The following is a 20,853-nucleotide window of genomic DNA, read 5'->3' on the forward strand; positions in this document are numbered from 1 at the left end:
CCCCCCCCCCCCCCCCCCCGCGCCCCCCCCCCCCCCCCCCCCCCCCCCCCCCCCCCCCCCCCCCCCCCCCCCCCCCCGCCCCAACCCCCCCCCCCCCCCCCCCCCCCCCCCCCCCCCGCGGGGGGGGGCGGCGGCTGGGCGAGCCGCGTCAACCCGACGGGGAGGATCGACAGCGCGGTGAAGGCGATGCCGACCAGCGGTGCGTCCGCAGCCCTTATGTCGATCAGCGCCAGTGTGGAGTAGCCGACACCGAGCCCAGCGACATAGGCGACGTAGAAGAAGGCCATGACCCTGCCGCGTATGGCGTTGGCGATGACGTCGTTCAGCCAGCTTTGCGCAACGATGAACAGGCCGCATATGGCAAAGCCGTAGAGCGCGCGTGCCGCGATCCACGACAGCGGGTGCGGTCCGGCCCCGACGGCGGCGTTCGACAGCACGATCAACGCCGACAGCACCATGAATGCGCGCGCATGGCCGACGCGCCGTACCAGCGGACCGGTCAGGATGCAGCCTGCCAGGCCGCCGGCCGAGAGGCCGGTGACGATCAGCCCGGCCCAGGTCGGATCGAAGCCCTCGGCGCCGAGCCGGACCGGGATATAGGCGAACATCAGTCCGTTGCCGACCGCTACCAGCGCCATAGACAGGACGACGCTGGCGATGGCGATCGCCGGGGCCGGCGGGCTGCCCTGTGCCGGGTCGCGTCTGGTCTGGTTTCGCTCGAGAATCGCCATGCCCGCGCAGGATCGCTCACGGAACCGGGGAAAGGCAGCCGCAAATGCGACATCGCCCGACTTGCCTTCTCCCCTTGTGGGAGAAGGTGGATCGGCGCGTAGCGCCGGGACGGATGCGACACATCGCCCGGCGCCGGGCGCCATCGTAGATGAAAGGTGCGCGGGCCACTTTCTCTGGTATATCGGTTTTAAAATCGAGCCCTTGGCCCAAGTCGCTATCCGATTGAAATGAAACAGAGTTTGAAGTTACTTTCATGGCAGGGGTGCTGGAAGAAATAAATGAAGCGTAGAAAGATAGAGCTTTCAATCGCTTAGTTCTTCAGGGTAGTGATCCTGCCAGCACCCCTCATCCGACCGAGCTTCGCTCGGCCACCTTCTCCCACAAGGGGAGAAGGAGAAAAAGACTCCTATCCCTGCGCCATCTTGCGGATCGCGGTCGACGACAGCGACGAGCGTGGGCCGTGGATGAAGGTCCAGGCCGGCGCCTTCATGCGGGCGAGCCGCGGCGCGTCGCCCTCGTCGACACGCGCGTAGTCGAAGGTCTTGGCGACAACCGACGACAGGAACGACAGCGTCGCGCCAGGGCGATCGATCACCGCGATCGGAAACGTCATCACGATCTGACGCCAGCGCTGCCAGCGATGAAAATCGCGTAGCGAATCGGCGCCCATGATCCAGACGAAGTCGACGCCCGGGTTGCGCGCCTTGACCAGGGCCAGCGTGTCGGCGGTGAAGCGGACATAATGGCTCGCCTCGAAGGCGGTGACCTTGACCTTCGGGTTCCGGGCAATCTGCTCGGACAGGCTTAGCCGCTCGGCCAGCGGCGCCAGTTCCCGCGCGCTCTTGAGCGGATTGCCCGGCGTCACCATCCACCACAACTGATCGAGCGCCAGGCGCCTGAGCGCGATCTCGGCGACCAGCGCATGGCCGGCATGGGCAGGATTGAACGAGCCGCCGAACAGTCCGACGGCCAGGCCCTTTTCGGCATGCGGCATTTTTAGATAGTGGGAGGGAACGAGCTGTTCGGACTGCGAAAGCATGTGTCAGGCACCCCCCTCTGTCCTGCCGGACATCTCCCCCGCAAGGGGGGAGATCGGATGTCGCATATACTTTCGCCAACCTTGGGCGTGGCAGTAAGGGCGCCAGGGATAAAGCCGCCAATCTCCCCCCTTGCGGGGGAGATGCCCGGCAGGGCAGAGGGGGGTGGCTGGGCGCACGCCTCTCAGGCTCTAACCGCGAATAAGCTCAAGGCCTCACCTGTCCCGTCCCGCGCACGCGGTACTTGAACGAGGTCAGTTGCTCGACACCGACCGGGCCGCGCGCATGCATCTTGCCGGTGGCGATGCCGATCTCGGCGCCCATGCCGAATTCGCCGCCATCCGCAAATTGCGTCGAGGCATTGTGCAGAAGGATCGCCGAATCGATCTCGTTGAAGAACCGTTCGACGGCGTCCGCATCCTCGGCGACGATCGCCTCGGTGTGGTGCGAGGAAAAAGTCTCGATGTGCTCGATGGCGCCGGCAACGCCATCGACCAGCTTTACCGCGATGATGGCATCGAGATATTCGCTCACCCAGTCGGTGTCGGTCGCCGCTTTAGCGTCGGCAAACACTTTCAGCACCTCGGCATCGGCGTGGATTTCGCACCCGGCGTCGCGCAACGCCCCGAGGATCGGCACCAGATGAGTGGCAGCAACAGCGCGGTCGACCAGCAGCGTCTCGGCCGCGCCGCAGACGCCGGTGCGCCGCATCTTGGCGTTGACCGCGATCCTGGCCGCCATGTCGAGATCAGCCGAGCGGTCGATGTAGAGATGACAGATGCCTTCGAGATGCGCGAAGACCGGCACCCGCGCCTCGTTCTGGACACGTTCGACCAGGTTCTTGCCGCCGCGCGGAATGATGACGTCGATATTGCCGGAAAGCCCTTTCAGCATCTCGCCGACGGCGGCGCGGTCGGCGGTCGGCACCAGCTGGATGGCATCCTGCGGCAGCTTGGCCGCTTTCAGCCCTTCGACCAGGCAGGCATGGATCGCCGCCGAGGAGTTGAGTGAATCCGAGCCGCCGCGCAGGATCACCGGATTGCCGGCCTTGAGACACAGCGCGCCGGCATCGGCGGTCACGTTCGGCCGGCTTTCGTAGATGACGCCGACAACGCCGAGCGGCGTGCGCACGCGCTCGATATGCAGGCCGTTCGGCCGCTCCCATGCGGCAATGACATCGCCGACCGGATCGCGCAGCCCGGCGATTTCACTGATGCCGTCGGCCATGGCACGGATGCGGCCGGGATCAAGCTTCAGCCGGTCCATGAAAGAAGCCGAAAGCCCCGACTGCTCGCCATTTTTGATGTCGATGGCGTTGGCGTCGAGAACATCCTGCTCGTGGCGAAGGATCGCCTGCGCCATACCGATCAACGCGGCGTGCTTGCGCTCGGCTGTGGCGACGGCCAGCGGTCGGGCGGCGGCGCGGGCGCGGCGGCCGATATCGGCCATCAGCGCCACCGTATCGTCCCGGGATTTTTCATGCAGCTTCAGCATGGCTCATCCTCCGCTATGCACCTCGTCACCGACCGCTTGGTCAGCGGCCTGTACTTGGTCGCCGGCCACTACTTGGTCACTGGCCCGTACTTGGTCACCGGAATGGCTCACCACAAGGTCGTCGCGGTGGATCATCGCCGATCGCGCTTCATAGCCGAGCACCGTTTCGATCTCGGCTGTTTTCAAGCCAGCGATCCTTACGGCATCGGCGGCATCGTAGGCAACCAATCCGCGCGCGATCTCGCGGCCTTCGGGCGACAGGATCGCCACCGTGTCGCCGCGCGAGAAATTGCCGCTGACCAGCTTGACGCCGGCCGGGAGCAGCGATTTGCCCGACTTGAGCGCGCCGATGGCGCCGGCATCGACTGTCAGCCGGCCTGCCGGTTCGAGCTGCCCGGCGATCCATGTCTTGTAGCCCTTGACCGGATTGGCGCTCGGCCGGAAGAACGTCGCCCGCTCGCCACGCTCGATCGCCAGCAGCGGCGACAGCCGCGTGCCTGATGTGATGATCATGGCAGTGCCGGCGGCGGTGGCGATCTTGCCGGCGTCGAGCTTGGTGCGCATGCCGCCGCGTGAAAACTCCGAAGCGGCCGCACCCGCCATCGCCTCGATGTCAGGCGTGATGCGGTCGACGACAGCGACGAACCTGGCATGCTGGTCTCGCGCCGGCGGCGCCGTGTAGAGCCCGTCAATGTCGGAGAGCAGCACCAAAAGGTCCGCGCCCATCATCGTCGCCACCCGCGCCGCCAGCCGGTCATTGTCGCCATAGCGGATTTCGGAGGTCGCCACCGTATCGTTTTCGTTGATGACCGGCACCGCCTTCATCTTGAGCAGCGTCGAGATCGTCGCGCGCGCATTGAGATAACGGCGGCGCTCTTCGGTGTCGCCGAGCGTCAGCAGGATCTGGCCCGATTTCAGGCCGCCCTTGCCGAGCGCATCCGACCAGGCGCCGGCCAGCGCAATCTGCCCGACCGCCGCCGCCGCCTGGCTTTCCTCGAGCTTCAGCGCCCGCTTGCCGAGGCCTAAAATGGTGCGGCCAAGCGCGATGGCGCCGGACGACACGACGAGGATCTCGGCGCCATTCTCGGCCAGCACTGAAATGTCGTCAGCAAGCGAGGCCAGCCAGTCGCGCTTCAGCCCCGCCGTGCGGTCGACAAGCAGCGCCGACCCGATCTTGACGGTGATGCGCCGGTATTTTTTCAGCGACTGCGCGGCCATCGCTATCTCCAGCGCGTCTCGACCGGAGCGGCGACAGCTTCGCGCGCCTCGGCGACGACCGTCATCAGCGCGCGCAGAACGGCTTCGACGCCTTCGCTGGTGACGGCGGACAAAAGCATCGGCGCGCGGCCGGCGGCGCGTTTCAGCGAAGCGACCTTCTTCTTGCGCGCGTCGGCATCGAGCGTGTCGACCTGGGAAAGTGCGACGATCTCGACCTTCTCGACCAGCCCATGGCCATAGGCGTCGAGTTCGGCGCGCACGGTCTTGTAGGCCTTCCCCGGATTCTCTTCCTGCGCCGAGACGAGGTGCAGGAGGACCCGCGTTCGTTCGACATGTCCGAGGAATCGGTCGCCGATGCCGACGCCTTCATGCGCGCCTTCGATCAGGCCGGGAACATCGGCGATGACGAACTCGCGCCCGTCGATACGGGCCACACCGAGGCCCGGATGCAGCGTGGTGAAGGGATAGTCGGCGATCTTCGGCTTGGCTGCGGTGACGGCGGCCAGAAAAGTCGACTTGCCGGCATTGGGCAGGCCGACCAGGCCGGCATCGGCGATCAGCTTGAGCCGGAGCCAGATGTTAAGCTCTTCGCCCGGCTGACCCGGATTGGCGCGGCGCGGCGCCTGGTTGGTCGAGGTCTTGAAATGCTGGTTGCCGAAGCCGCCATTGCCGCCCTTGGCCAGCAGGAAACGCTGGCCGACGACGGTCAGGTCGCAGATCAGCGTGTCGTTGTCCTCGGCAAAGACCTGCGTGCCCGCCGGCACTTTCAGCGTCACGTCGGCGCCCTTGGCGCCGGTCATGTTGCGGCCCATGCCGTGCGTGCCGGTCTTGGCCTTGAAATGCTGCTGGTAGCGATAATCGATCAGCGTGTTCAGCCCATCGACCGCCTCCACCCAGACGTCGCCGCCGCGACCGCCGTCGCCGCCGTCGGGACCGCCGAATTCGATGAACTTTTCGCGCCGGAACGACACCGATCCGGCGCCACCATCGCCGGAGCGGACATAGACCTTGGCTTGATCGAGAAATTTCATCGTATTGCTGAGTTTCTGCTAACGGCCTTGCGGCATTGCTCTAACGTTTGGCACTGCTCTAAACCAAGGCGGGGCGAAGGGCGAGGCTGTTTATCAACATGGCCCGAGTCTGAACATGGCCCGAGTCTGAACATCGCCGGAGTCGCAATGCAGCTTGTAACCTACAACATCCACTACGGCGTCGGTCTTGACGGACGCTACGATGTCGGCCGCATTGCCGATGCCGTGCGCGGCGCCGACGTGATCGCGCTGCAGGAGGTCTCGCGCAACAACCCCAACAATGGCGGCCGCGACATGGTGGCCGAGCTCGGCGACGCCCTGCCCGAATACTTTTCCGTCTACGGCAGTAATTTCGAGGCCAATGTCGGCTCGCGTCTGGAAAACGGCCGTGCCATCACCACCACCTTCCAGCTCGGCAACATGGTGCTGTCGAAAACCCCCGTTCATCTGTCGCGCAATCTCCTCTTGCCGCGCAGCCGCAGTTTTGAAGTGATGAATTTCCAGCGCGGCGCGCTGGAGGCGCTGATCGAGACGCCGCTTGGTTTTATCCGCTTCTATTCCACCCATCTCGACCATCGCAGCCCGGTCGAACGCGCCAGCCAGATCCGGTTTCTGCGCCGGCGCCTGTTGAACTATGCGATCGAGGGCGGCGCGCTGTCGGGCGTCGCCGAGGTCGGCCTGCCCGACCTGCCTTGTCCCGAAGGCTTCGTTGTCATGGGCGACTTCAACATGCTGGCCGGATCGCCGGAACATGTCGAATTCGCCGGCCGCCTGGATCACGAATTCGGCATGCCGGTAACCGCGGATCTTGCCGTCGATGCCGCCCTGCGCCTTGCCGCCGCAGGCGCCGATCTCGTCACCTGGGTCGACCCCAAGCGGCCTGGCGACGCCAGCCGCCACAAGCGCATCGACTATGTCTTCACCAGCGCCTCGCTGGCCAAATCGCTGAAGCGCCTGTGGGTCGACCGGCAGGCAGTCGGTTCGGACCACTTGCCGGTCTGGGTCGAATTGGGCTGACCTTGAGTTTGGTCCGCGATCCTTCGCGCCAAGCCACGCCTCAGAGACCGTTTCGAAATTCGCTCTGGTGAGTCATATGGTGGTGGTTTCGAGAACCGGAGCGCAGCGGACATTTGGGTCCCTGAGCACCGGAAGCGCAGAAAACGCGATCAGATGGCCGCCAGAGTAGAGTTTCCAAACGGTCTCTAGAAATGCACCCAGTTCCGCAGGCTGGTCCAGGTCTTGCGATCGAGACGGTAGCGCTCGACCGGCACCTGGCCGGCGACGATCGAGTTCAGCATACCCTGGCCGGCATATTGGAAGCCGCATTTGTGGATGACCCGGCGCGAGGCCGGATTGATCACCCGCGTCGAGGCATGCAGCACCTGGATCGACGTCCTCTGGAAGGCGAGGTCGACCAGCGCATGCGCGGCCTCCGTCGCATAGCCGCGCTTCCAGTATGGCTCGCCGATCCAGTAGCCGAGCTCCAGCCCGCGATCGGTGGTGTTGAGGCCGGCGCAGCCGACGAAGGTTTCGGTGCCGGCCAAGGTCAAGGCATAGGCAATGCCGGCCCGGCGCGATGCCGTCATCGCGAGGAAGGCGCGTGCCTCGGCCTCGCCATAGGGGTGCGGCATGCGGGCCAGCATTTCGGCGACGTGGCGGTTGTCGGCGAGCACCACCAGTTGTTCGATATCGCTTCCGCGCGGTGCCCGCAGCACCAGCCGCTCGGTCACCAGGACCGGGCAATCTATCGCGTAACTTTCACCGTCTGTGTCATCCGCTTCGGCAACCATGTCAGTCCTCCAGGCAAGAAAAAGGGGAGATGGAAACCCATCTCCCCTGATCCATTTCCTGGCTTGGCCAGACACCGGTTCCCGAGATGGGTGCCGGTGTTCTCGTGCGGAACCGGCTACTCCGCGGCCTTGGTCATCGGGTTCACCGATACGTAGGTTCGGCCATTGGCTTTTTTATTGAAGGTGACTGCGCCAGCTTCGAGCGCAAACAGCGTGTGATCCGTGCCAATGCCGACATTGGTGCCGGGATGCCACGTCGTGCCGCGCTGACGAATAATGATGTTGCCCGGAATCACGGCTTCGCCGCCGAATTTTTTCACGCCGAGCCGCTTGGAATGGGAGTCGCGACCATTGCGCGACGAACCGCCAGCTTTCTTGTGTGCCATCTAACTAACTCCGATGCGCCGCTAGGCGCTTAAAGGGTCTTATGAACGCGTTCGCGTTCCGTTTCAAGTCCGAACCGGCGACGATCGCGCCGGCCCGCTTTACTTCTTCGCCAATTCCTTGGCCTGCTCGCGCCAGTCCGTGATCTGGTCGGCGCTGAACGGCATATGCTCGTCGATCTTGGCGATATCCTTGTCCGACAGCTTGGCGATCTGGGCGAAGGTAGTGATGCCCTGCTCGTTCAACTGGCCGGCCGCAACCGGGCCGATGCCCTTGATCACGGTCAGATCGTCCGGCTCGCCCTTCGGCGCTTTGAACAACGGCGCGGCGGCGGTTTCAGTTGCCTTGGCTTCCTTCTTCGGCGCAGCCTCTGGCTTCGCTTCGGTCTTCGGCGCAGCTTCAGCCTTCGCCTCGGACTTCGCCTCGGCCTTGGCCGCGGCCTTCTTCGTCGGCTTGGCGCCGCCCAGCAGGATCTCGGCGATCCGCACGGTGGTCAACAACTGGCGATGGCCGATCTTGCGGCGCGAATTCTGCCGGCGGCGCTTCTTGAAAGCGATGACGGTGCGGTTCTTGCCCTGTTCGATGACTTCGGCGGTGACCAAGGCGCCGTCGACGAACGGCGCGCCGAACGTGACATTCTCGCCCTCGCCATGCGCGAGCACGTGGCCGATCTCGACGATGTCGCCGACCTGGCCTTCGACTTTTTCGATCTTCAGGAGATCGTTGGCGGCGACGCGATACTGCTTGCCGCCCGTTTTGATGACTGCGAACATTTTTTGCCTTTCGCTGTTCGGTCGGCCTTGACGAACCGCTTCAGGCGGTTCGGCCGTCTTTTTGTCAGTCTGCGGGTTCAAAAAGCAAGCGGCGCGGAAGAGCCCTCCACGCCGATTGCGCGCCGTCCCTAGCCGAAGGTGCAGCGCGAGTCAAGGCAAACGGCTGAAAGCAAGACGGTGCCGTTGGCACAGGCGGCGGAGGTGTCGAAGAACGAGCCCCGGAGAGAAGCCTGATATCAGGCAGATTGGCCCTTGTAACCTGTCCATCCAGCCGTTATCTAGTGCGCCGCGCCGGCAGCGGCGGACCATGACCGCGGAGAGGTGGCAGAGTGGTCGAATGCACCGCACTCGAAATGCGGCATGGGTGCAAGCCCATCGGGGGTTCGAATCCCTCCCTCTCCGCCATAGTTTCCTGAGAGCAAATATCTCCATTCGTTCAGCAGCTTAGCTGGTCCGCATCAATCCGTTGTGTCCCACGGCTGTGTACCAACTCTCCGGGCTCACCTCACCCAAGGCATCAGATTGGACAATGCCAAGCAGTGCGTGGTTTGTGCTGAGCTGATCCCAGTGGCGGCTGCAAAGTGCAAGCATTGCGGATCGTACCAAGGGGCTCCGTAGATACTTCGAGGTAAGCAACAGTGCGTTGGCCTTGCTGGTGGCGCTTATATCGGTCTCGACCCTCGCTGCGGATACGTTTGTCCGGACCTACGCAGCCCTATTTAAAGACCCCCTATTGATGCAAGACCGGTGGACGGGGCGTGGTCTTGCGTTGCGGCACGTATGCGCGTGGCTGCGTGGCCCTCAGGTAGGGCGCGGGATATGGTGTGCTGCGTGGAACTAGCCGTGGCCGAGAGGAAGTTTAAGGGCGATGCCTAACAATGGTGCAATTTATCGAACGGAGGAGGAGAAGGCCGGAAAGGGAGTGATTGCGGGTCTTGATCAGCTGCTTGCTGAGTTCGATGAGTACTATCGGTGGATGGATAAGGCCCACCAAGGCCACTTGAACGAGCAAGGCGTCGATGTCGGCAAGCGGCTACGGCAAGCTCGGCTTGTTGTAGAACTGCTGAATGCCGTGTTGGCGGAGAGCAGGGGAATAGAGCAGGTTGCCGATACCGCCGTCAGCCTTGTAGAGGGAGCTAGTGATCCCTGGGCTCCGCTCAATGCCCGAGTAGAGGCACTGAAACCGTATATGCGCCGCCAAGTTGAGTTGATGGACCTTGTGGAACTTCACTCTGAGACTTTCTACTGGGTTGCGGCACGAGCGATGAAGGCGGCATCATACCTGCCTGGGTTGAAGTCCTTGGATGCCCCCGGCGTTCGCAATGCAAGGAATCATCTGATCGAGCACCCCGAAGGCAAGTCCAGCAAAATCTTCAATGGAGGTTTCGGATACGGAACGCCGCGAGGTCCCGTGCTGGCCGCTGTGCGCACCAGTGAGTCCCCGGACACTTGGCACGACGCTGGGCTGTTTGTGAATGCGGAGGAGTTCTCCACCAGGTTCGTAGCTGCATTGAAGGCGGGGATAGGAACCACTTAACGAAAGAGGCTACCCACTAGGATACTCTGGCCCTGTCCAACACCCTCATCACCTGGGTCGCGGACCACTTGCCTCCACGCGAGGTCTTTGCCCCCATGTCGTTCATGGTCTCCGCGATGGCGGTGAGGGTCTGGCCGGCGCTCCCAATGGGCCGATGATCCGCATGGCCTTCTCCGCTTCGGCCTTCGCCTTTCTCTGTATCGCCTCGTTGCGCTTCATGGTCTTGTCCCTGAGGCCGCCCAACTTGACGCCCCGGTCCTTGGCCGCCTTGAGGGCCGCCTTGGTTCGTTCCGAGATGAAGTTGCGCTCCTGCTCCGCCAGGGCCGCGTAGAGGTGAAGCTGGAAGGGTCGGCGTTCGGCATCTGGGCCACCCTGAGGCGGACCTTCTTGTCTTTGATGCGGGTGGCGATGAAGGCCACGTCGCGGCTTAGGCGGTCCAGCTTGGCCACCAGAAGCTCTGCCCCTGTGGCCCGCACCATCTTGATGGCCTCCGCCAACTCTGGCCTGTCGTCGCTGCCGCCTGAGAGCACGTCCTGGAAGCGCCCTATGACCTCCCAGGGCACCTCGGAGAAGTTCTCCAGGTAGATGCCGATGTCACGCTCCTGGGCCTCCAGGCCTAGCCCGCTGCGGCCTCTGCTCCTCCGTGCTGACTCGCGTATAGACCACGTATTGCTTCATTGCCGTGCCCCTGTCCGATGGCTTCAAGGGGAGTCTAGCGGCGGATATTACAAATGTCCGGAAGGTTCGGCGCGCCCCGGAAGAAGCTCATCGTTCATTTCTAAAATTCGTGAAGGTTCGCTCCGGGCGGTCCAGACGGCCCATATTGCTGCGATGATCGGAGCGATGCTCGCCAAGCTGAAAAGTAGGAAACCGATAAAACCCATCTCTGCCCCGAGCCCGATATGAGAATACCGCAAGGAAGGCTAACCACAAAGGGCTAGTCGACGAGCGATCGAGGGATTTGTGGTATTATTGTACCACATGCCCCTTTTCACTGTGGAAACTCCCCTATGCTTCTGCCGCCCACGTGCATCTATGTCTCTGAAAACATAGGCTTTTCTGCTGGCGTGGCCGGCCGAGAAAATTCGAATTAAAACCTATTCCGGTGAATTTTCTTCCGACGGTACATTTACCAACCCGATATCGGCCGGGAGACGCGCATTCGTCCCCGATCAGCTTCCCGATTGTTGTCGACGAACGAAGGTAAACCGCACGGTGAACTCCGGCTCCAGCATTGAGCCGGATTGCGTCATGCTTTGCTCGTCTACGCAGTCGCCGCCGCCCGTTTCTTGAACGCCCAATAAAAAAGCCAGGGCAAGTTTCCTGTGATCTTGCATTCCCATCGGTTCATGGGAATATCAGCCACTGGGGACGGGGGAACATCATGGGCACGGAATTCGCGGTCGCGGGCTGGCTGGTCGGCATTGTGCTTGTGCGAGCCGCCGCAATCCGGAAGGGGCTTAGTGCCGGTTTTTTTCTTGGGATCGCCGTACTTCTTTCGCCACTTGTGGCCGTCCCGTGGGTTTTCGTCGCCAGACCGAAGCCGGAGGGCTCCGGAGTGGCCGTCTGGACGTTCCCGATCGTCCTGGGAGCCCTCGCCTTCGTTGCCCTACTCGCCTCTTCGATGATGGCATCGTTCGCCGACTTCAATGTCGGGAGCCACACCGCCACCCTCAATTCAATCCTTACGGGAGACACGCGCACGAACGCGTTGAGGGTCGACTATGTGCAGTTGCCGGGATTGACTGGCATTCCGGTGATCGGGCCGGCGTCCTACTCGGGCTATTTCACAGTGAGAAAGATGGTCGGCTCGCTTCCTGAGAATTGCCGATATCACACATTCGACTTCAACGGGCGCGTCGTCGGGCAAAGCTACGTGTTGGAAATCGACGGGCTCAATATGCTCCGCCTTTCAGAGTGCAACTAATAGCTCTGCGCAAGCCCGTTCATTTAGCCTGCCATCGCGGCCAGGATGACCTCATCTTTGTCGTCGGACCTAGCAAGCACTTCGCTGCCAATGGTCACCTCGAAAGACAGGGTCGCAGCGTTGCGAGCGTAGACGAATGCCCGCGCCTCGTCGACCAGCGGCGCCAGCAGACTGGAGGCGGCGCTAAATGCGGCCGCCATGTCGGTTGAAGCATCGAGCGTGTCAGTCAGCATCAACGCGCGGAAACCGGAGGGCTCCCTCGATCCTACGAAGGCGATAGCCGCAATGGAGCCGTCCGCTGCGCATCTGCGGCGACCGTCGCCATGTCCTCTGCTCCCGGGTTGACGGTGGTGTAGACGAGGAGCACTCTCGAGTGTCAGCAGATGTGGTCAGGTTGAGTGTCGGCGAGTAGCAGAGGTCCAGCAACCATGACTTTGAGGCGAACCAGAGCTTACGCCGCATCCGGCTTGATTCTGGCGATTTGCACTGTGTTTGCTTGGCAGAACGCCACTGCTGCTCACAATTGCCACGCAGCCGCGACGCCTGGCGTCAATTGGCACGAGTGTGTCAAGAAGCTTCTCATCCTAGAAGGACAGGACCTGAGCGGGGCGAACCTGTTCGGTGTTGATTTCACTTCGACCGACCTCAGGAACAGCAATCTCCTTGCGGCAAATCTTGAGAAGGCAACGCTTGTGCGTGCTTCCCTGGCCGACTCGACCGCCAAAGGTGCCCGGTTCGACAGAATCGAGGCCTACAGGACCGACTTCAGCCGTATGGACGCGCAGGGCGCTGTGTTTGCGAGCGCGGAATTGCAGCGCTCGAATTTCCAGGACGCCAATCTGACCAACGTTGATTTCACAAAGGCAGAATTGGGGCGTGCGCAGTTCCATGACGCCGATATCAGCGGCAGCCGTTTCTCGTTTGCCAATCTCGCACGGGCGGACTTCCGAGGAGCGACGTTCACCGCGTCGATAGACTTTGACCGCGCCTTTTTCTTTCTGACCCGTATCGAGGGCGTTGACCTTTCCAATTCGTCGGGTCTGTCCCAGTGGCAGCTCAACATGGCCTGCGGAGACGCCCGGACCGAGTTGCCTTCTGGCTTGACGAGGCCTGAAGATTGGCCCTGTCAATTCCAGCAGGAATAGTTGTCGGCAAGCGAACTGCGGCAATGCTGCACCCGACAGGATTCGAACCTTTCGGCAAGCCGCCTAACCCGACTGCCCTGCCGTTCCCGAGCGGTTGGTTTTGCGTCTCGACATGCATGAACTCGTGCTTTCCGCACCGTTCGCAGTGGTGGCTAGTCCACCTCCTGCTCAGAAGGAAGGATCATAGCATGAGTGACGAACTGATCCGCCTTCCGGATGCAATGGAGCCCGTCACGCGCCCCGGCATTATACACCATAGGTGCGAGCATCCCGGCTGCGCCAAGAATGCGGGATGGGGCTTTGCCAATGTCCTCTGTTCCAGGTCGAAGTATCCAAGATCATAGGGCATGAGGCTCAAGGGCCAAATGCCATCGTCGAACTCGTTGACGCCGAACCTTTGATCGGCGGGCACGGTGACGATCTTCTTCCTGTGCATGCAGATGCGGCCGGAGGCGGACGAATCTGTTCACCTTCGGGACGAGCCTGCGCTATTCGATTGATGAATCATCCTCATAACGACATGCGGATTTTGCCGTCTAATCGATCGCCGGCGTCGTCGCTATTCTATTTCACACATTCGCAACACTGTCGCGCATGCCGAGGAAATGAGCATGGCCCGGCAGGCCTGCGACAGTTCAGGACGATCAAAGGAGACAGGCATGAACAAGCAGATCGGAATCGAGAGCACGGCGCAGTCCAGTGTCGACTTTGGCCGGCGTGATCTCCTGAAGCTGACCGGCGCCGGCGTTGCCGCGCTCGGTGCGGCGTCGCTGTTCAACATCCCCTTCGCAAAGGCTCAAGACATGTCAAACGGCGCCAACAACTTCTACACCAGTGATCGGGTGACGCTGGAAAAGATCGCCTTCAAGAGCCAATACGAGATGAACGTTGCGGGCAATCTGTTCATTCCCAACAAGCTCGACCGCAATGCGCGCCATCCGGCGCTCGTCGTCGGGCATCCGATGGGTGCGGTGAAGGAGCAGAGCGCGAATCTTTATGCCACCAAGATGGCCGAACAGGGCTTCGTCGCCATGTCCATAGACCTGCCGTTCTGGGGCGAAAGCGAGGGCGAGGCCCGCCAGATCGTTTCGCCGGATGTCTACGCCGAAGCGTTTAGCGCCGCGGTCGATTTCCTGGGCACACGGCCATTCGTCGACAGAAACCGCATCGGTGCGATCGGCGTCTGCGGCAGCGGCAGCTTCGTCATCAGCGCCGCCAAGATCGACCCGCGGATGCGCGCCGTCGCAACCGTCAGCATGTACGATATGGGGGCCGCCAACCGCAACGCGCTTAACCATTCACTGAGCGTCGAGCAGCGCAAGCAGGCCATTGCTGCAGCTGCCGAGCGGCGCTGGGCAGAGTTTGAAGGCGGCGAGGTCGAATATACCAGCGGCACGGTGCATGAGCTGACCGCCGACACCCATCCGATCCAGCGGGAGTTCTATGACTTCTACCGCACGCCGCGGGGTGAATTCACGCCCGCCAGCGCAAACCCGCAGATCACCACGCATCCGACGCTGACCAGCAATGTCAAGTTCATGAATTTCTACCCGTTCAACGACATCGAGACGATCTCGCCGCGCCCGATGCTGTTCATCGCCGGCGATCAGGCTCATTCCCGCGAGTTCAGCGAGGATGCCTACCAGCGAGCGGCCGAGCCGAAGGAGCTTGTTTGGGTTGCCGGCGCCGGGCACGTCGACCTCTACGATCGCGTCGACCTGATCCCGTTCGACAAGCTGACCAGCTTCTTCAATCAGCACCTCTCCGCGTGAGCGGCGCGATGGAGCCTGTAGCGGACGGAACAGGCTCCATCAGCATGGATCGGGAGATACGGCATGCTGAAACTAATGCTGAGTTCCGCTGTTATCGCATTCGGAACGGTTGAATCTGCCATGGCTCAAGAACGCATTCGCATTTCTTCGGATTGGGGCGAGGTCACAGTCGAACTCGCCGATAACGAGGCCGCAAGATCTCTGGCGCAGATGCTGCCGCTCACGATCGAGATGTCCGATCATCTGCGCCAGGAAAAGACCGGCAATCTGCCTTCCGCCTTGCCCGAGCTGGCGCGGCAGCGCGAGTTCTCCGTCGGCACGCTTGGGTTGTGGAGTTCCGATCATTTCGTGATCTACTATCGGAGCGGTCGCCTCCCGGCGCCTGGCATCATCAGGCTCGGGCAGGTCACTGGCGATGTCTCGATCTTCGATCGTCCCGGTCCGGTCACCATCCGCGTTGAACGCGCCGACTGAACCCTGCGCAATCCGCTCGTAGTTCGTCGCCGGGGGCGAGCGGCGGATTGAATAGCTGCCGCTCAATGAAGTGTGTTCGCCTTCGATTTATCCGATATAATCGAACTCTGGCTATTACAAGGATTCATGAGTGCCGCGGCAGAATGTCAATGATCTGCTCGCGTTCCTGGCTGTTGCTCGGGAGCGTAGTTTTACGCGCGCCGCAGCCCGGTTCGGCATATCGCAATCGGCGCTAAGCCACACTATCCGCCAGCTCGAAGCGCGCCTTGGCGTTCGCCTGCTCACCCGCACGACGCGCGCGGTGGCTCCCACGGAGGCGGGCGAGAGGCTTTTGCAGCGGATTGGGCCGCACTTTGACCAGATCGAAATCGAGGTCGATGCCCTGAACGAGCTGAGGGAAAAGCCCGCCGGAACCATCCGGCTGTCAGCGCCTGACTATGCAATCAGCAGCATCCTTTGGCCCAAGCTGAAACGCTTTCTGCCGAAATATCCCGACATCAAGGTCGAACTCCTGCTCGACAACGGCCTCACCGACATCGTGACGGAGCGCTTCGACGCCGGGATCCGCATGGGCGAGCAGCTGGCGAAAGACATGATCTCCGCTCGCATCGGACCGGATTTCCGCTTCGCGGTCGTCGGCGAAGAATCTTATTTTGCCGAGCATCCCGCGCCGGAGAAGCCGCAGGACCTCGTGCAGCACAATTGCATCAACTACCGTTTTCCATCGTCCGGGGCTCTTTATGTGTGGGAGTTCGAGGAGAACGGCCGCGAGATCAAGATTCGCGTCGATGGGCAGCTCGTCTTCAACAACATCTTTCATGTCCTGGACGCCGCGCTGGCCGGCCGCGGCCTCGGCTATGTTCCGGAAGAAATGGCCCTTCCCCACATCGCCAAAGGGCGGCTGGCGCGGGTCCTCGAAGGTTGGTTGCCCTATTGGGATGGCTACCATCTCTATTATCCGAGCCGCCGGCAATCCTCGCCTGCTTTCGTTGCCCTGGTCGATGCGCTGCGCCATCGCGAGTGACTATCGATGCCGGGGGTTTCGACGTTCCTGTCACTGAAGCCATCGCCAGCGGACGTGAACGGCCGAGGCTGCAGCGTATCAGTCAGGGCTGCTGTATTGCAGCCAGCTTCCAGTCACCGCCGTTCTGGCGCGTGAAGGTCCACAGTTCGGTTGTTTCCGTCGGCCGATCGGCTTCGCCGGCGACGATCTTGCCGGTGGCGCGATCACGCATCACGTCAAGAGACTCGTAGCGCAGGGCAGCCGTCGCGTAGTCACGATCATCTTCCCGCCAGCTCTCCGCAATATCGGCCTCCAGTAGGCTGACGTTCGACACCTCGTTCCTGATGCCGTTCTTGGCATTGTCGGCAAGTTCTTCGGACAGGTACGACACCATCTCGGGGGTCGCCAGCCGGCGCAAGCCAGCATGGTCTTCACGCCCGAACGCTTCCTGAACTTCGGTCAACCGCTGCTGGAATGTATCGAGATCGGCCGGCGTCATCGTAATTTGATCGTTAGCTGGAGCCGTCCGGCCAAAGCCAGACCCGATGCCTGGAATGGGGAAAGATGTGACGTTGTCCGCCTCGCGCTGGGCTGCCGCGTTTCGCCCAAAATTGCCCATGCCCTGGGGAACGCCGGCCATGGCAAGCGCTTGGCTGCGTGCCGATTGCGACCGGAAAAAGCGGATGATCAGCATGATCGCGCCGCCGATCAGCAGTCCTTGCAGCAGCAGGCCCAACATGCCAGCCAAGCCGCCGAACCCCTGGCCCAAAAGAAGTCCGATCAGACCGCCGAGCAGCAGGCCGCGCATCATCGAACCGCCGAGGCCGCTGAAGATCCCTGGTCGTTGGGCTGCCGGTGTCTGGCGCGCCGCATTGTTCGTTGCGGTGTTGGGCGTCATCGAGCGCTCGACCGGCGCGGCCGGCTGTGGCGCTGTCCTGGTCGGCGGGACCGACTGGAACGTGCGCGTGCCGCGGCTGCCGAAGCTGCCGCCACGCCGCGCCTCGGCGTAATCGGCCGTGACCATGGAAAAAGCCAGGAACAGTCCTGCAAACAAAACGGCAAACCGGCTCGAACGCGAAATCATCATGGCAAATCCTCAAGCGACACTTTGGCGCTATATGGGGTGCGCCGATCGAAATATCAGTGGCCGCAGCTTCCGTATCTGGCAATTGAGGAGAATTCCAGGACCGCCACAAATTCAGCAAAGCAGCCGACCGTGATCCTTCTGCCACCTCGTGCGTTGTCGCCTGAGGCACACCGAGGAGAAAAACGGTGTTTGCAGGTTTCAGGGCCACCAGCTTGCAACTGGACGACACGACCATTTTCGCAAGGGTCGGCGGAACCGGTCCGCCGCTGCTGCTGCTTCACGGTTTTCCAGAAACGCATCTGATGTGGAGGGATATTGCCGCGGCCCTGGCGCCCCGCTTCACAGTCGTCGCCGCCGATCTTCGCGGCTATGGGCAAAGCGGCTGCCCGGTCTCCTCGGCCGATCATAGCCCATACGCCAAACGCGCCATGGCCGCAGACATGGTTCAAGTCATGCAGCAGTTGGGTTTTGGGCGGTTCATGGTTGCCGGACACGACCGCGGCGGGCGGGTCGCCTATCGCCTGGCACTCGATCACCCCGATGAGATATCCAGGGTCGCGGTCCTCGACGTCATCCCGACCGCCGCCGCGTGGGACAGGGCGGATGCCAGACTGGCTCTCGGCTTCTGGCCCTGGAGCCTTCTTGCGCAACCGGAACCGCTGCCGGAGCGGCTGATCGGCGCGGCGCCCGATGCCATCGTCGACAATGCGATTGTGCAGTGGGGATCGCCGGCAGAAATGTTCTCTGCAACGATCAGGGAGGCCTATGTCAAGGCGCTTCGCGATCCCGTTCATATTCATGCGATTTGCGAAGAGTATCGGGCCGCTGCCACGATCGATCGTGAACATGACGCGCTGGACCAGATAAACGGTCGTCGCATCAAGTGTCCGCTCCTGGCACTGTGGAGTAGCCAGGGCGGCCTGGAAACCTGGTATGCGGAGGAAGGCGGACCGCTGGCTATCTGGAGGAAATGGGCCGACAGAGTTGAAGGAGGTCCCGTTCCGGGCGGGCACTTCTTTCCAGAAGAGCACCCTCACCAGACCGCAGCGGCTCTCTCGAAATTCTTCGAGGTTGAATAGGGAATGACGCCCAGGGCAGAGTGTTGTAGAGCTTCACATGCCTCATTCGCCCGTCCGGCGTCAAATCTGCTTGATAAAATGAAAGCCATCTCGCCAGCCATATCCCTGATATGCAGCATCGTGTTTGTCGGAGGTTGCGCATCGCCCTTCCATGCATCCTTTGATGCCGCGAAATACGACAGGATGAGTTGCGTCGAACTCAACGTGGCCATGGGTGAAGTCGCCAAGGAGCTGTCGGCGACAGCGATCACCCGGGGCAAAGTCGCGAAAACCAACATTCCGAACTGGCTATGGGGAGCCCGGCGTGTCGCCACAACCGTCACAGTCCGCCAGAACGCGAAAATCGAGCAATTGCAGCAGCAGGAGGCTGCGATCGCAGCTGTGAGACGAAGCAGGTGCTGATTGCGGCGCCGGCGTCAGAGCCTGCTGCCGAAGGTTGAAAATGATCGATTTCGCAGTATTACAGCCGAGGCTCGACGGCTCCGTGGATTCTGTCATCCTCACCGTCACGGCTTCAGTCTTGGCGACACGGCCAAGCCGAGGAAAACGATAACGGCCTGATTGAGGCGCAGGATGTCCGCGTCGTCTAACCGCCCGATATTTGCGCCGATCTTGGACTTTGGGACCGTGGTGATCTTGTCCACCATCAGTCGGCAGACGGTGAGCAGCCCGTTGCGCTCGTTCGGTTCGACGGAAAGACGGAATAATGGCGCGTCCGTCTCGTCGGTCGTGCAGCCGCAGATGGTGATCGAATCCGTCGCATCGAAACTGTCATCCTGGATGATGACGACAGGGCGCGGTTTGCCGGCGTAATCCTTGCCGCCGGCGACCGTCCAGATATCGCCACGCTTCATTCATCACCCCAATCCGATATCGCGTCCCAATCGGAAATCATGTCAATGAACGCCTGATCCTCGCTTGCATGGGCGCTTGCCGCAACCGCCAGTGACTGGCGATGCGCTTCCGAACGGAAGGCCGGCGCACGCACGTCCGGCACCCAAATCTGTATCGGCCGCAGACCTTGCCGGCGCAGACGTTCACGATGTTCCCGCACCTTCATGCCCGAGGACTTAGGCTTCGATGGCGAGGCCATGACGATTCTCCTGCTAGTGGTTACATGTAACCTATTGCAGAGGGCGAGCTTTGACCAGTCCTCGTCGGAAAGCCCGCCGGGCTACGACACCGGCTGTGACTTGCTGCTATTGCGTGCCATCCTATCCTATTGGCTTCAGCCGTTCGATGAAGCGCCCCTTGCGGATATGCCGTTCACGGATCGCCTGAAGCCGGTAGGCGAACTCGCCAACCATCCCCCGCTCCTCGGCGATCGCTTTGAGGTCGAGCAGAAGACCGGCGGCCGTATCGTAGCCGGGAGCATTGCGGCGCTCGATTTCGGTCTCCACCTCGCGCCACACGGTTTCGCCGCGACGCATGATCGCGTCGAGCCGGGCGCGGCGGGCGCGTTCCTCTTCCGCCTCCAGCCGGTTCCTTTCGGCCTCCCGCCGCTCGCTTTGCTCGCGCTCGCGAGCCTCGCGGATCGCATCGGCACGGGCGCGCAATTCGCCGGCCCAGCGCGGAGCCACGGCGGGTCGAACCGCCGAGGTCTCCTGGCTATCCCGAACGAGCGCCCGAAGCTCGTTTCCCACATGCGGATCGCCCTCGATCACGCGAGCCAGCAGCGTCGTTTTCTCACGATCGGGCAAATCGGCAAGTGCACGACGGATGACATCCGATGACAATGGATCCTGCGCCGTCGTGCCGGCGGGGCGTTCGGCCGCCGCCGCGACGAGATCAGCATCGAGACGGAAGAAGCGCGCGAAAGCGTCAAGCGCGCCAGTCATCGGGCCGATACCCGGCAACGGTTCCGCCTCGTCCGGCTCGACAGAACCGGCCTCGACCGCCGTCAGCCACAGCAGATAGAAAAGCCTCAGGTCGCCGCCAAGCACGTCGGCGCGCAGCGGCGCCTGTGCTGCGAGCCAGTCCGATCCGTCGTCCCAATAGTCCGCAGGCTCAAGTTCCTCGCACAGGATGTCGACGATCAGATTTTCACCCGATGTCGTGACATCGACCCAATCGATCGAGTGGAGAAATCCATCGAGACGCCGCCGGTCGACCAGCCGCCTCGGCAGACGGATCATCAGGCGGTGCGTGCCCCAATTGGCGAGATAGAGATGGAGATCGAACCAGCGCTCCATCAACTCGACCGGATTGCCTTTGAAGTCGCCCCACTCGTAGGAATTCGTGAAGCTCGTGGCGGTGATCCGCGCCCGTGTCGACAAATCACGCAAGGCCTGGCGATCCGCTTGGCCGAGCGGATGGTCGACCGCCTGAAACTCGTAATATTGGTATTCGCTCATAGCAGCTTCATAGCCG

The 20,853-nt window shown here is 62.2% G+C and carries 24 protein-coding genes, 1 tRNA gene and 2 pseudogenes; 10 read left to right on the plus strand and 17 right to left on the minus strand.

Annotated features, from left to right (window positions below):
- The 5 genes from AC0L17_RS26890 to obgE all read right to left on the minus strand — a co-directional run.
- On the minus strand, positions 1-731 hold a 731-nt coding region (locus AC0L17_RS26890), incomplete at its 3' end, for an MFS transporter (protein ID WP_473518020.1).
- A 407-nt stretch (positions 732-1,138) separates the two neighbouring features.
- The gene (locus AC0L17_RS26895) at positions 1,139-1,726 is read right to left on the minus strand and encodes a nicotinate-nucleotide adenylyltransferase (RefSeq protein WP_128181656.1); all 588 of its coding nucleotides are present in this window, start codon (positions 1,724-1,726) and stop codon (positions 1,139-1,141) included.
- Between the two features lie 250 nt (positions 1,727-1,976).
- Positions 1,977-3,263 (minus strand): glutamate-5-semialdehyde dehydrogenase, encoded by a 1,287-nt coding sequence (locus AC0L17_RS26900; RefSeq protein WP_473518021.1) that lies wholly within the window; start codon positions 3,261-3,263, stop codon positions 1,977-1,979.
- A gap of 3 nt (positions 3,264-3,266) precedes the next feature.
- The gene (proB, locus tag AC0L17_RS26905; protein ID WP_473518022.1) at positions 3,267-4,481 is read right to left on the minus strand and encodes a glutamate 5-kinase; all 1,215 of its coding nucleotides are present in this window, start codon (positions 4,479-4,481) and stop codon (positions 3,267-3,269) included.
- 2 nt (positions 4,482-4,483) lie between these two features.
- Positions 4,484-5,512, minus strand: a complete 1,029-nt coding sequence (gene obgE, locus AC0L17_RS26910; RefSeq protein WP_473518023.1) for a GTPase ObgE — start codon at positions 5,510-5,512, stop codon at positions 4,484-4,486.
- A 147-nt stretch (positions 5,513-5,659) separates the two neighbouring features.
- On the opposite strand from obgE, the gene AC0L17_RS26915 reads away from it, so the two are divergent.
- On the plus strand, positions 5,660-6,529 hold the full coding sequence (locus AC0L17_RS26915; RefSeq protein ID WP_473518024.1) for an endonuclease/exonuclease/phosphatase family protein: 870 nt from the start codon (positions 5,660-5,662) through the stop codon (positions 6,527-6,529).
- Positions 6,530-6,714: 185 nt separating this feature from the next.
- Here the strand turns inward: AC0L17_RS26915 and AC0L17_RS26920 are convergent, their stop codons facing one another.
- From AC0L17_RS26920 to AC0L17_RS26930, 3 genes are all read right to left on the minus strand, one after another.
- Positions 6,715-7,302 carry a GNAT family N-acetyltransferase gene (locus AC0L17_RS26920; RefSeq protein WP_473518025.1) on the minus strand — a complete coding sequence of 196 codons (588 nt, stop codon included), beginning with the start codon at positions 7,300-7,302 and terminating at the stop codon, positions 6,715-6,717.
- Positions 7,303-7,418: 116 nt separating this feature from the next.
- The gene (rpmA, locus tag AC0L17_RS26925; protein ID WP_023678077.1) at positions 7,419-7,688 is read right to left on the minus strand and encodes a 50S ribosomal protein L27; all 270 of its coding nucleotides are present in this window, start codon (positions 7,686-7,688) and stop codon (positions 7,419-7,421) included.
- A gap of 99 nt (positions 7,689-7,787) precedes the next feature.
- Positions 7,788-8,459, minus strand: a complete 672-nt coding sequence (locus AC0L17_RS26930) for a 50S ribosomal protein L21 (protein ID WP_473518026.1) — start codon at positions 8,457-8,459, stop codon at positions 7,788-7,790.
- A 315-nt stretch (positions 8,460-8,774) separates the two neighbouring features.
- Between AC0L17_RS26930 and AC0L17_RS26935 the strand changes: the two genes are divergently transcribed.
- Together AC0L17_RS26935 and AC0L17_RS26940 are read left to right on the plus strand one after the other, a co-directional pair.
- Positions 8,775-8,864: transfer RNA gene (locus AC0L17_RS26935), tRNA-Ser, on the plus strand.
- 463 nt (positions 8,865-9,327) lie between these two features.
- Positions 9,328-9,996 carry a hypothetical protein gene (locus tag AC0L17_RS26940; protein WP_473518027.1) on the plus strand — a complete coding sequence of 223 codons (669 nt, stop codon included), beginning with the start codon at positions 9,328-9,330 and terminating at the stop codon, positions 9,994-9,996.
- Between the two features lie 16 nt (positions 9,997-10,012).
- Here the strand turns inward: AC0L17_RS26940 and AC0L17_RS26945 are convergent, their stop codons facing one another.
- The 3 genes and pseudogenes from AC0L17_RS26945 to AC0L17_RS26955 all read right to left on the minus strand — a co-directional run bounded on the left by AC0L17_RS26945 (position 10,013) and on the right by AC0L17_RS26955 (position 11,333).
- Positions 10,013-10,102, minus strand: a complete 90-nt coding sequence (locus tag AC0L17_RS26945) for a hypothetical protein (RefSeq protein ID WP_473518028.1) — start codon at positions 10,100-10,102, stop codon at positions 10,013-10,015.
- Positions 10,099-10,655, minus strand: a pseudogene (locus tag AC0L17_RS26950) (recombinase family protein). Before AC0L17_RS26950 ends, AC0L17_RS26945 begins: the two are co-directional and overlap by 4 nt.
- 513 nt (positions 10,656-11,168) lie before the next feature.
- Positions 11,169-11,333 (minus strand): hypothetical protein, encoded by a 165-nt coding sequence (locus AC0L17_RS26955; RefSeq protein ID WP_473518029.1) that lies wholly within the window; start codon positions 11,331-11,333, stop codon positions 11,169-11,171.
- 47 nt (positions 11,334-11,380) lie between these two features.
- Here AC0L17_RS26955 and AC0L17_RS26960 point away from each other — a divergent pair, with 47 nt between their 5' ends.
- Entirely contained in the window at positions 11,381-11,923 is a 543-nt protein-coding gene (locus AC0L17_RS26960; RefSeq protein ID WP_473518030.1) for a hypothetical protein, read from the plus strand.
- Positions 11,924-11,946: 23 nt separating this feature from the next.
- Here the strand turns inward: AC0L17_RS26960 and AC0L17_RS26965 are convergent, their stop codons facing one another.
- On the minus strand, positions 11,947-12,156 hold the full coding sequence (locus AC0L17_RS26965) for a hypothetical protein (RefSeq protein ID WP_473518031.1): 210 nt from the start codon (positions 12,154-12,156) through the stop codon (positions 11,947-11,949).
- A gap of 195 nt (positions 12,157-12,351) precedes the next feature.
- Between AC0L17_RS26965 and AC0L17_RS26970 the strand changes: the two genes are divergently transcribed.
- Entirely contained in the window at positions 12,352-13,068 is a 717-nt protein-coding gene (locus AC0L17_RS26970; protein WP_473518032.1) for a pentapeptide repeat-containing protein, read from the plus strand.
- Positions 13,069-13,249: 181 nt separating this feature from the next.
- Here the strand turns inward: AC0L17_RS26970 and AC0L17_RS26975 are convergent.
- Positions 13,250-13,525, minus strand: a pseudogene (locus tag AC0L17_RS26975) (hypothetical protein); the annotation flags it as partial.
- A 202-nt stretch (positions 13,526-13,727) separates the two neighbouring features.
- Here AC0L17_RS26975 and AC0L17_RS26980 point away from each other — a divergent pair.
- The 3 genes from AC0L17_RS26980 (at position 13,728) to AC0L17_RS26990 (ending at position 16,338) form a co-directional block, all read left to right on the plus strand.
- The gene (locus tag AC0L17_RS26980; protein ID WP_473518033.1) at positions 13,728-14,840 is read left to right on the plus strand and encodes an alpha/beta hydrolase; all 1,113 of its coding nucleotides are present in this window, start codon (positions 13,728-13,730) and stop codon (positions 14,838-14,840) included.
- A gap of 120 nt (positions 14,841-14,960) precedes the next feature.
- On the plus strand, positions 14,961-15,314 hold the full coding sequence (locus tag AC0L17_RS26985; protein WP_473518034.1) for a cyclophilin-like fold protein: 354 nt from the start codon (positions 14,961-14,963) through the stop codon (positions 15,312-15,314).
- 130 nt (positions 15,315-15,444) lie between these two features.
- Complete coding sequence (locus tag AC0L17_RS26990; RefSeq protein WP_473518035.1) at positions 15,445-16,338, plus strand: LysR family transcriptional regulator; 894 nt, start codon at positions 15,445-15,447, stop codon at positions 16,336-16,338.
- Positions 16,339-16,420: 82 nt separating this feature from the next.
- Here the strand turns inward: AC0L17_RS26990 and AC0L17_RS26995 are convergent, their stop codons facing one another.
- Complete coding sequence (locus AC0L17_RS26995) at positions 16,421-17,401, minus strand: Tim44 domain-containing protein (protein ID WP_473518067.1); 981 nt, start codon at positions 17,399-17,401, stop codon at positions 16,421-16,423.
- Between the two features lie 188 nt (positions 17,402-17,589).
- On the opposite strand from AC0L17_RS26995, the gene AC0L17_RS27000 reads away from it, so the two are divergent.
- Positions 17,590-18,483, plus strand: a complete 894-nt coding sequence (locus AC0L17_RS27000; protein ID WP_473518036.1) for an alpha/beta fold hydrolase — start codon at positions 17,590-17,592, stop codon at positions 18,481-18,483.
- 78 nt (positions 18,484-18,561) lie between these two features.
- Positions 18,562-18,885 carry a hypothetical protein gene (locus AC0L17_RS27005; RefSeq protein WP_287224970.1) on the plus strand — a complete coding sequence of 108 codons (324 nt, stop codon included), beginning with the start codon at positions 18,562-18,564 and terminating at the stop codon, positions 18,883-18,885.
- Between the two features lie 104 nt (positions 18,886-18,989).
- Here AC0L17_RS27005 and AC0L17_RS27010 read toward each other — a convergent pair whose 3' ends face one another.
- The 3 genes from AC0L17_RS27010 to AC0L17_RS27020 all read right to left on the minus strand — a co-directional run bounded on the left by AC0L17_RS27010 (position 18,990) and on the right by AC0L17_RS27020 (position 20,837).
- Entirely contained in the window at positions 18,990-19,337 is a 348-nt protein-coding gene (locus tag AC0L17_RS27010; protein WP_287218734.1) for a type II toxin-antitoxin system PemK/MazF family toxin, read from the minus strand.
- Positions 19,334-19,576 (minus strand): antitoxin MazE family protein, encoded by a 243-nt coding sequence (locus AC0L17_RS27015; RefSeq protein WP_287137677.1) that lies wholly within the window; start codon positions 19,574-19,576, stop codon positions 19,334-19,336. Before AC0L17_RS27015 ends, AC0L17_RS27010 begins: the two co-directional genes overlap by 4 nt.
- 121 nt (positions 19,577-19,697) lie before the next feature.
- Entirely contained in the window at positions 19,698-20,837 is a 1,140-nt protein-coding gene (locus AC0L17_RS27020; protein WP_473518037.1) for a hypothetical protein, read from the minus strand.
- Positions 20,838-20,853: the final 16 nt, after the last annotated feature.

It is taken from the genome of Mesorhizobium sp. WSM4829 (assembly GCF_055811475.1).

Bases quoted from the DNA above. Each gene is read 5' to 3' on its own strand.
- rpmA (WP_023678077.1), bottom strand. From the start codon at position 7,688: ATGGCACACAAGAAAGCTGGCGGTTCGTCGCGCAATGGTCGCGACTCC.
- AC0L17_RS26945 (WP_473518028.1), bottom strand. From the start codon at position 10,102: ATGAACGACATGGGGGCAAAGACCTCGCGTGGAGGCAAGTGGTCCGCG.
- AC0L17_RS26960 (WP_473518030.1), top strand. From the start codon at position 11,381: ATGGGCACGGAATTCGCGGTCGCGGGCTGGCTGGTCGGCATTGTGCTT.
- obgE (WP_473518023.1), bottom strand. From the start codon at position 5,512: ATGAAATTTCTCGATCAAGCCAAGGTCTATGTCCGCTCCGGCGATGGT.
- AC0L17_RS26995 (WP_473518067.1), bottom strand. From the start codon at position 17,401: ATGATTTCGCGTTCGAGCCGGTTTGCCGTTTTGTTTGCAGGACTGTTC.
- AC0L17_RS27015 (WP_287137677.1), bottom strand. From the start codon at position 19,576: ATGGCCTCGCCATCGAAGCCTAAGTCCTCGGGCATGAAGGTGCGGGAA.
- AC0L17_RS26955 (WP_473518029.1), bottom strand. From the start codon at position 11,333: ATGCAAGATCACAGGAAACTTGCCCTGGCTTTTTTATTGGGCGTTCAA.
- AC0L17_RS26930 (WP_473518026.1), bottom strand. From the start codon at position 8,459: ATGTTCGCAGTCATCAAAACGGGCGGCAAGCAGTATCGCGTCGCCGCC.
- AC0L17_RS26985 (WP_473518034.1), top strand. From the start codon at position 14,961: ATGGCTCAAGAACGCATTCGCATTTCTTCGGATTGGGGCGAGGTCACA.
- AC0L17_RS27020 (WP_473518037.1), bottom strand. From the start codon at position 20,837: ATGAGCGAATACCAATATTACGAGTTTCAGGCGGTCGACCATCCGCTC.
- AC0L17_RS26980 (WP_473518033.1), top strand. From the start codon at position 13,728: ATGAACAAGCAGATCGGAATCGAGAGCACGGCGCAGTCCAGTGTCGAC.
- AC0L17_RS26920 (WP_473518025.1), bottom strand. From the start codon at position 7,302: ATGGTTGCCGAAGCGGATGACACAGACGGTGAAAGTTACGCGATAGAT.
- AC0L17_RS26915 (WP_473518024.1), top strand. From the start codon at position 5,660: ATGCAGCTTGTAACCTACAACATCCACTACGGCGTCGGTCTTGACGGA.
- AC0L17_RS27005 (WP_287224970.1), top strand. From the start codon at position 18,562: ATGAAAGCCATCTCGCCAGCCATATCCCTGATATGCAGCATCGTGTTT.
- AC0L17_RS26965 (WP_473518031.1), bottom strand. From the start codon at position 12,156: ATGCTGACTGACACGCTCGATGCTTCAACCGACATGGCGGCCGCATTT.
- AC0L17_RS26900 (WP_473518021.1), bottom strand. From the start codon at position 3,263: ATGCTGAAGCTGCATGAAAAATCCCGGGACGATACGGTGGCGCTGATG.
- proB (WP_473518022.1), bottom strand. From the start codon at position 4,481: ATGGCCGCGCAGTCGCTGAAAAAATACCGGCGCATCACCGTCAAGATC.
- AC0L17_RS26940 (WP_473518027.1), top strand. From the start codon at position 9,328: ATGCCTAACAATGGTGCAATTTATCGAACGGAGGAGGAGAAGGCCGGA.
- AC0L17_RS27010 (WP_287218734.1), bottom strand. From the start codon at position 19,337: ATGAAGCGTGGCGATATCTGGACGGTCGCCGGCGGCAAGGATTACGCC.
- AC0L17_RS26895 (WP_128181656.1), bottom strand. From the start codon at position 1,726: ATGCCGCATGCCGAAAAGGGCCTGGCCGTCGGACTGTTCGGCGGCTCG.
- AC0L17_RS26970 (WP_473518032.1), top strand. From the start codon at position 12,352: ATGACTTTGAGGCGAACCAGAGCTTACGCCGCATCCGGCTTGATTCTG.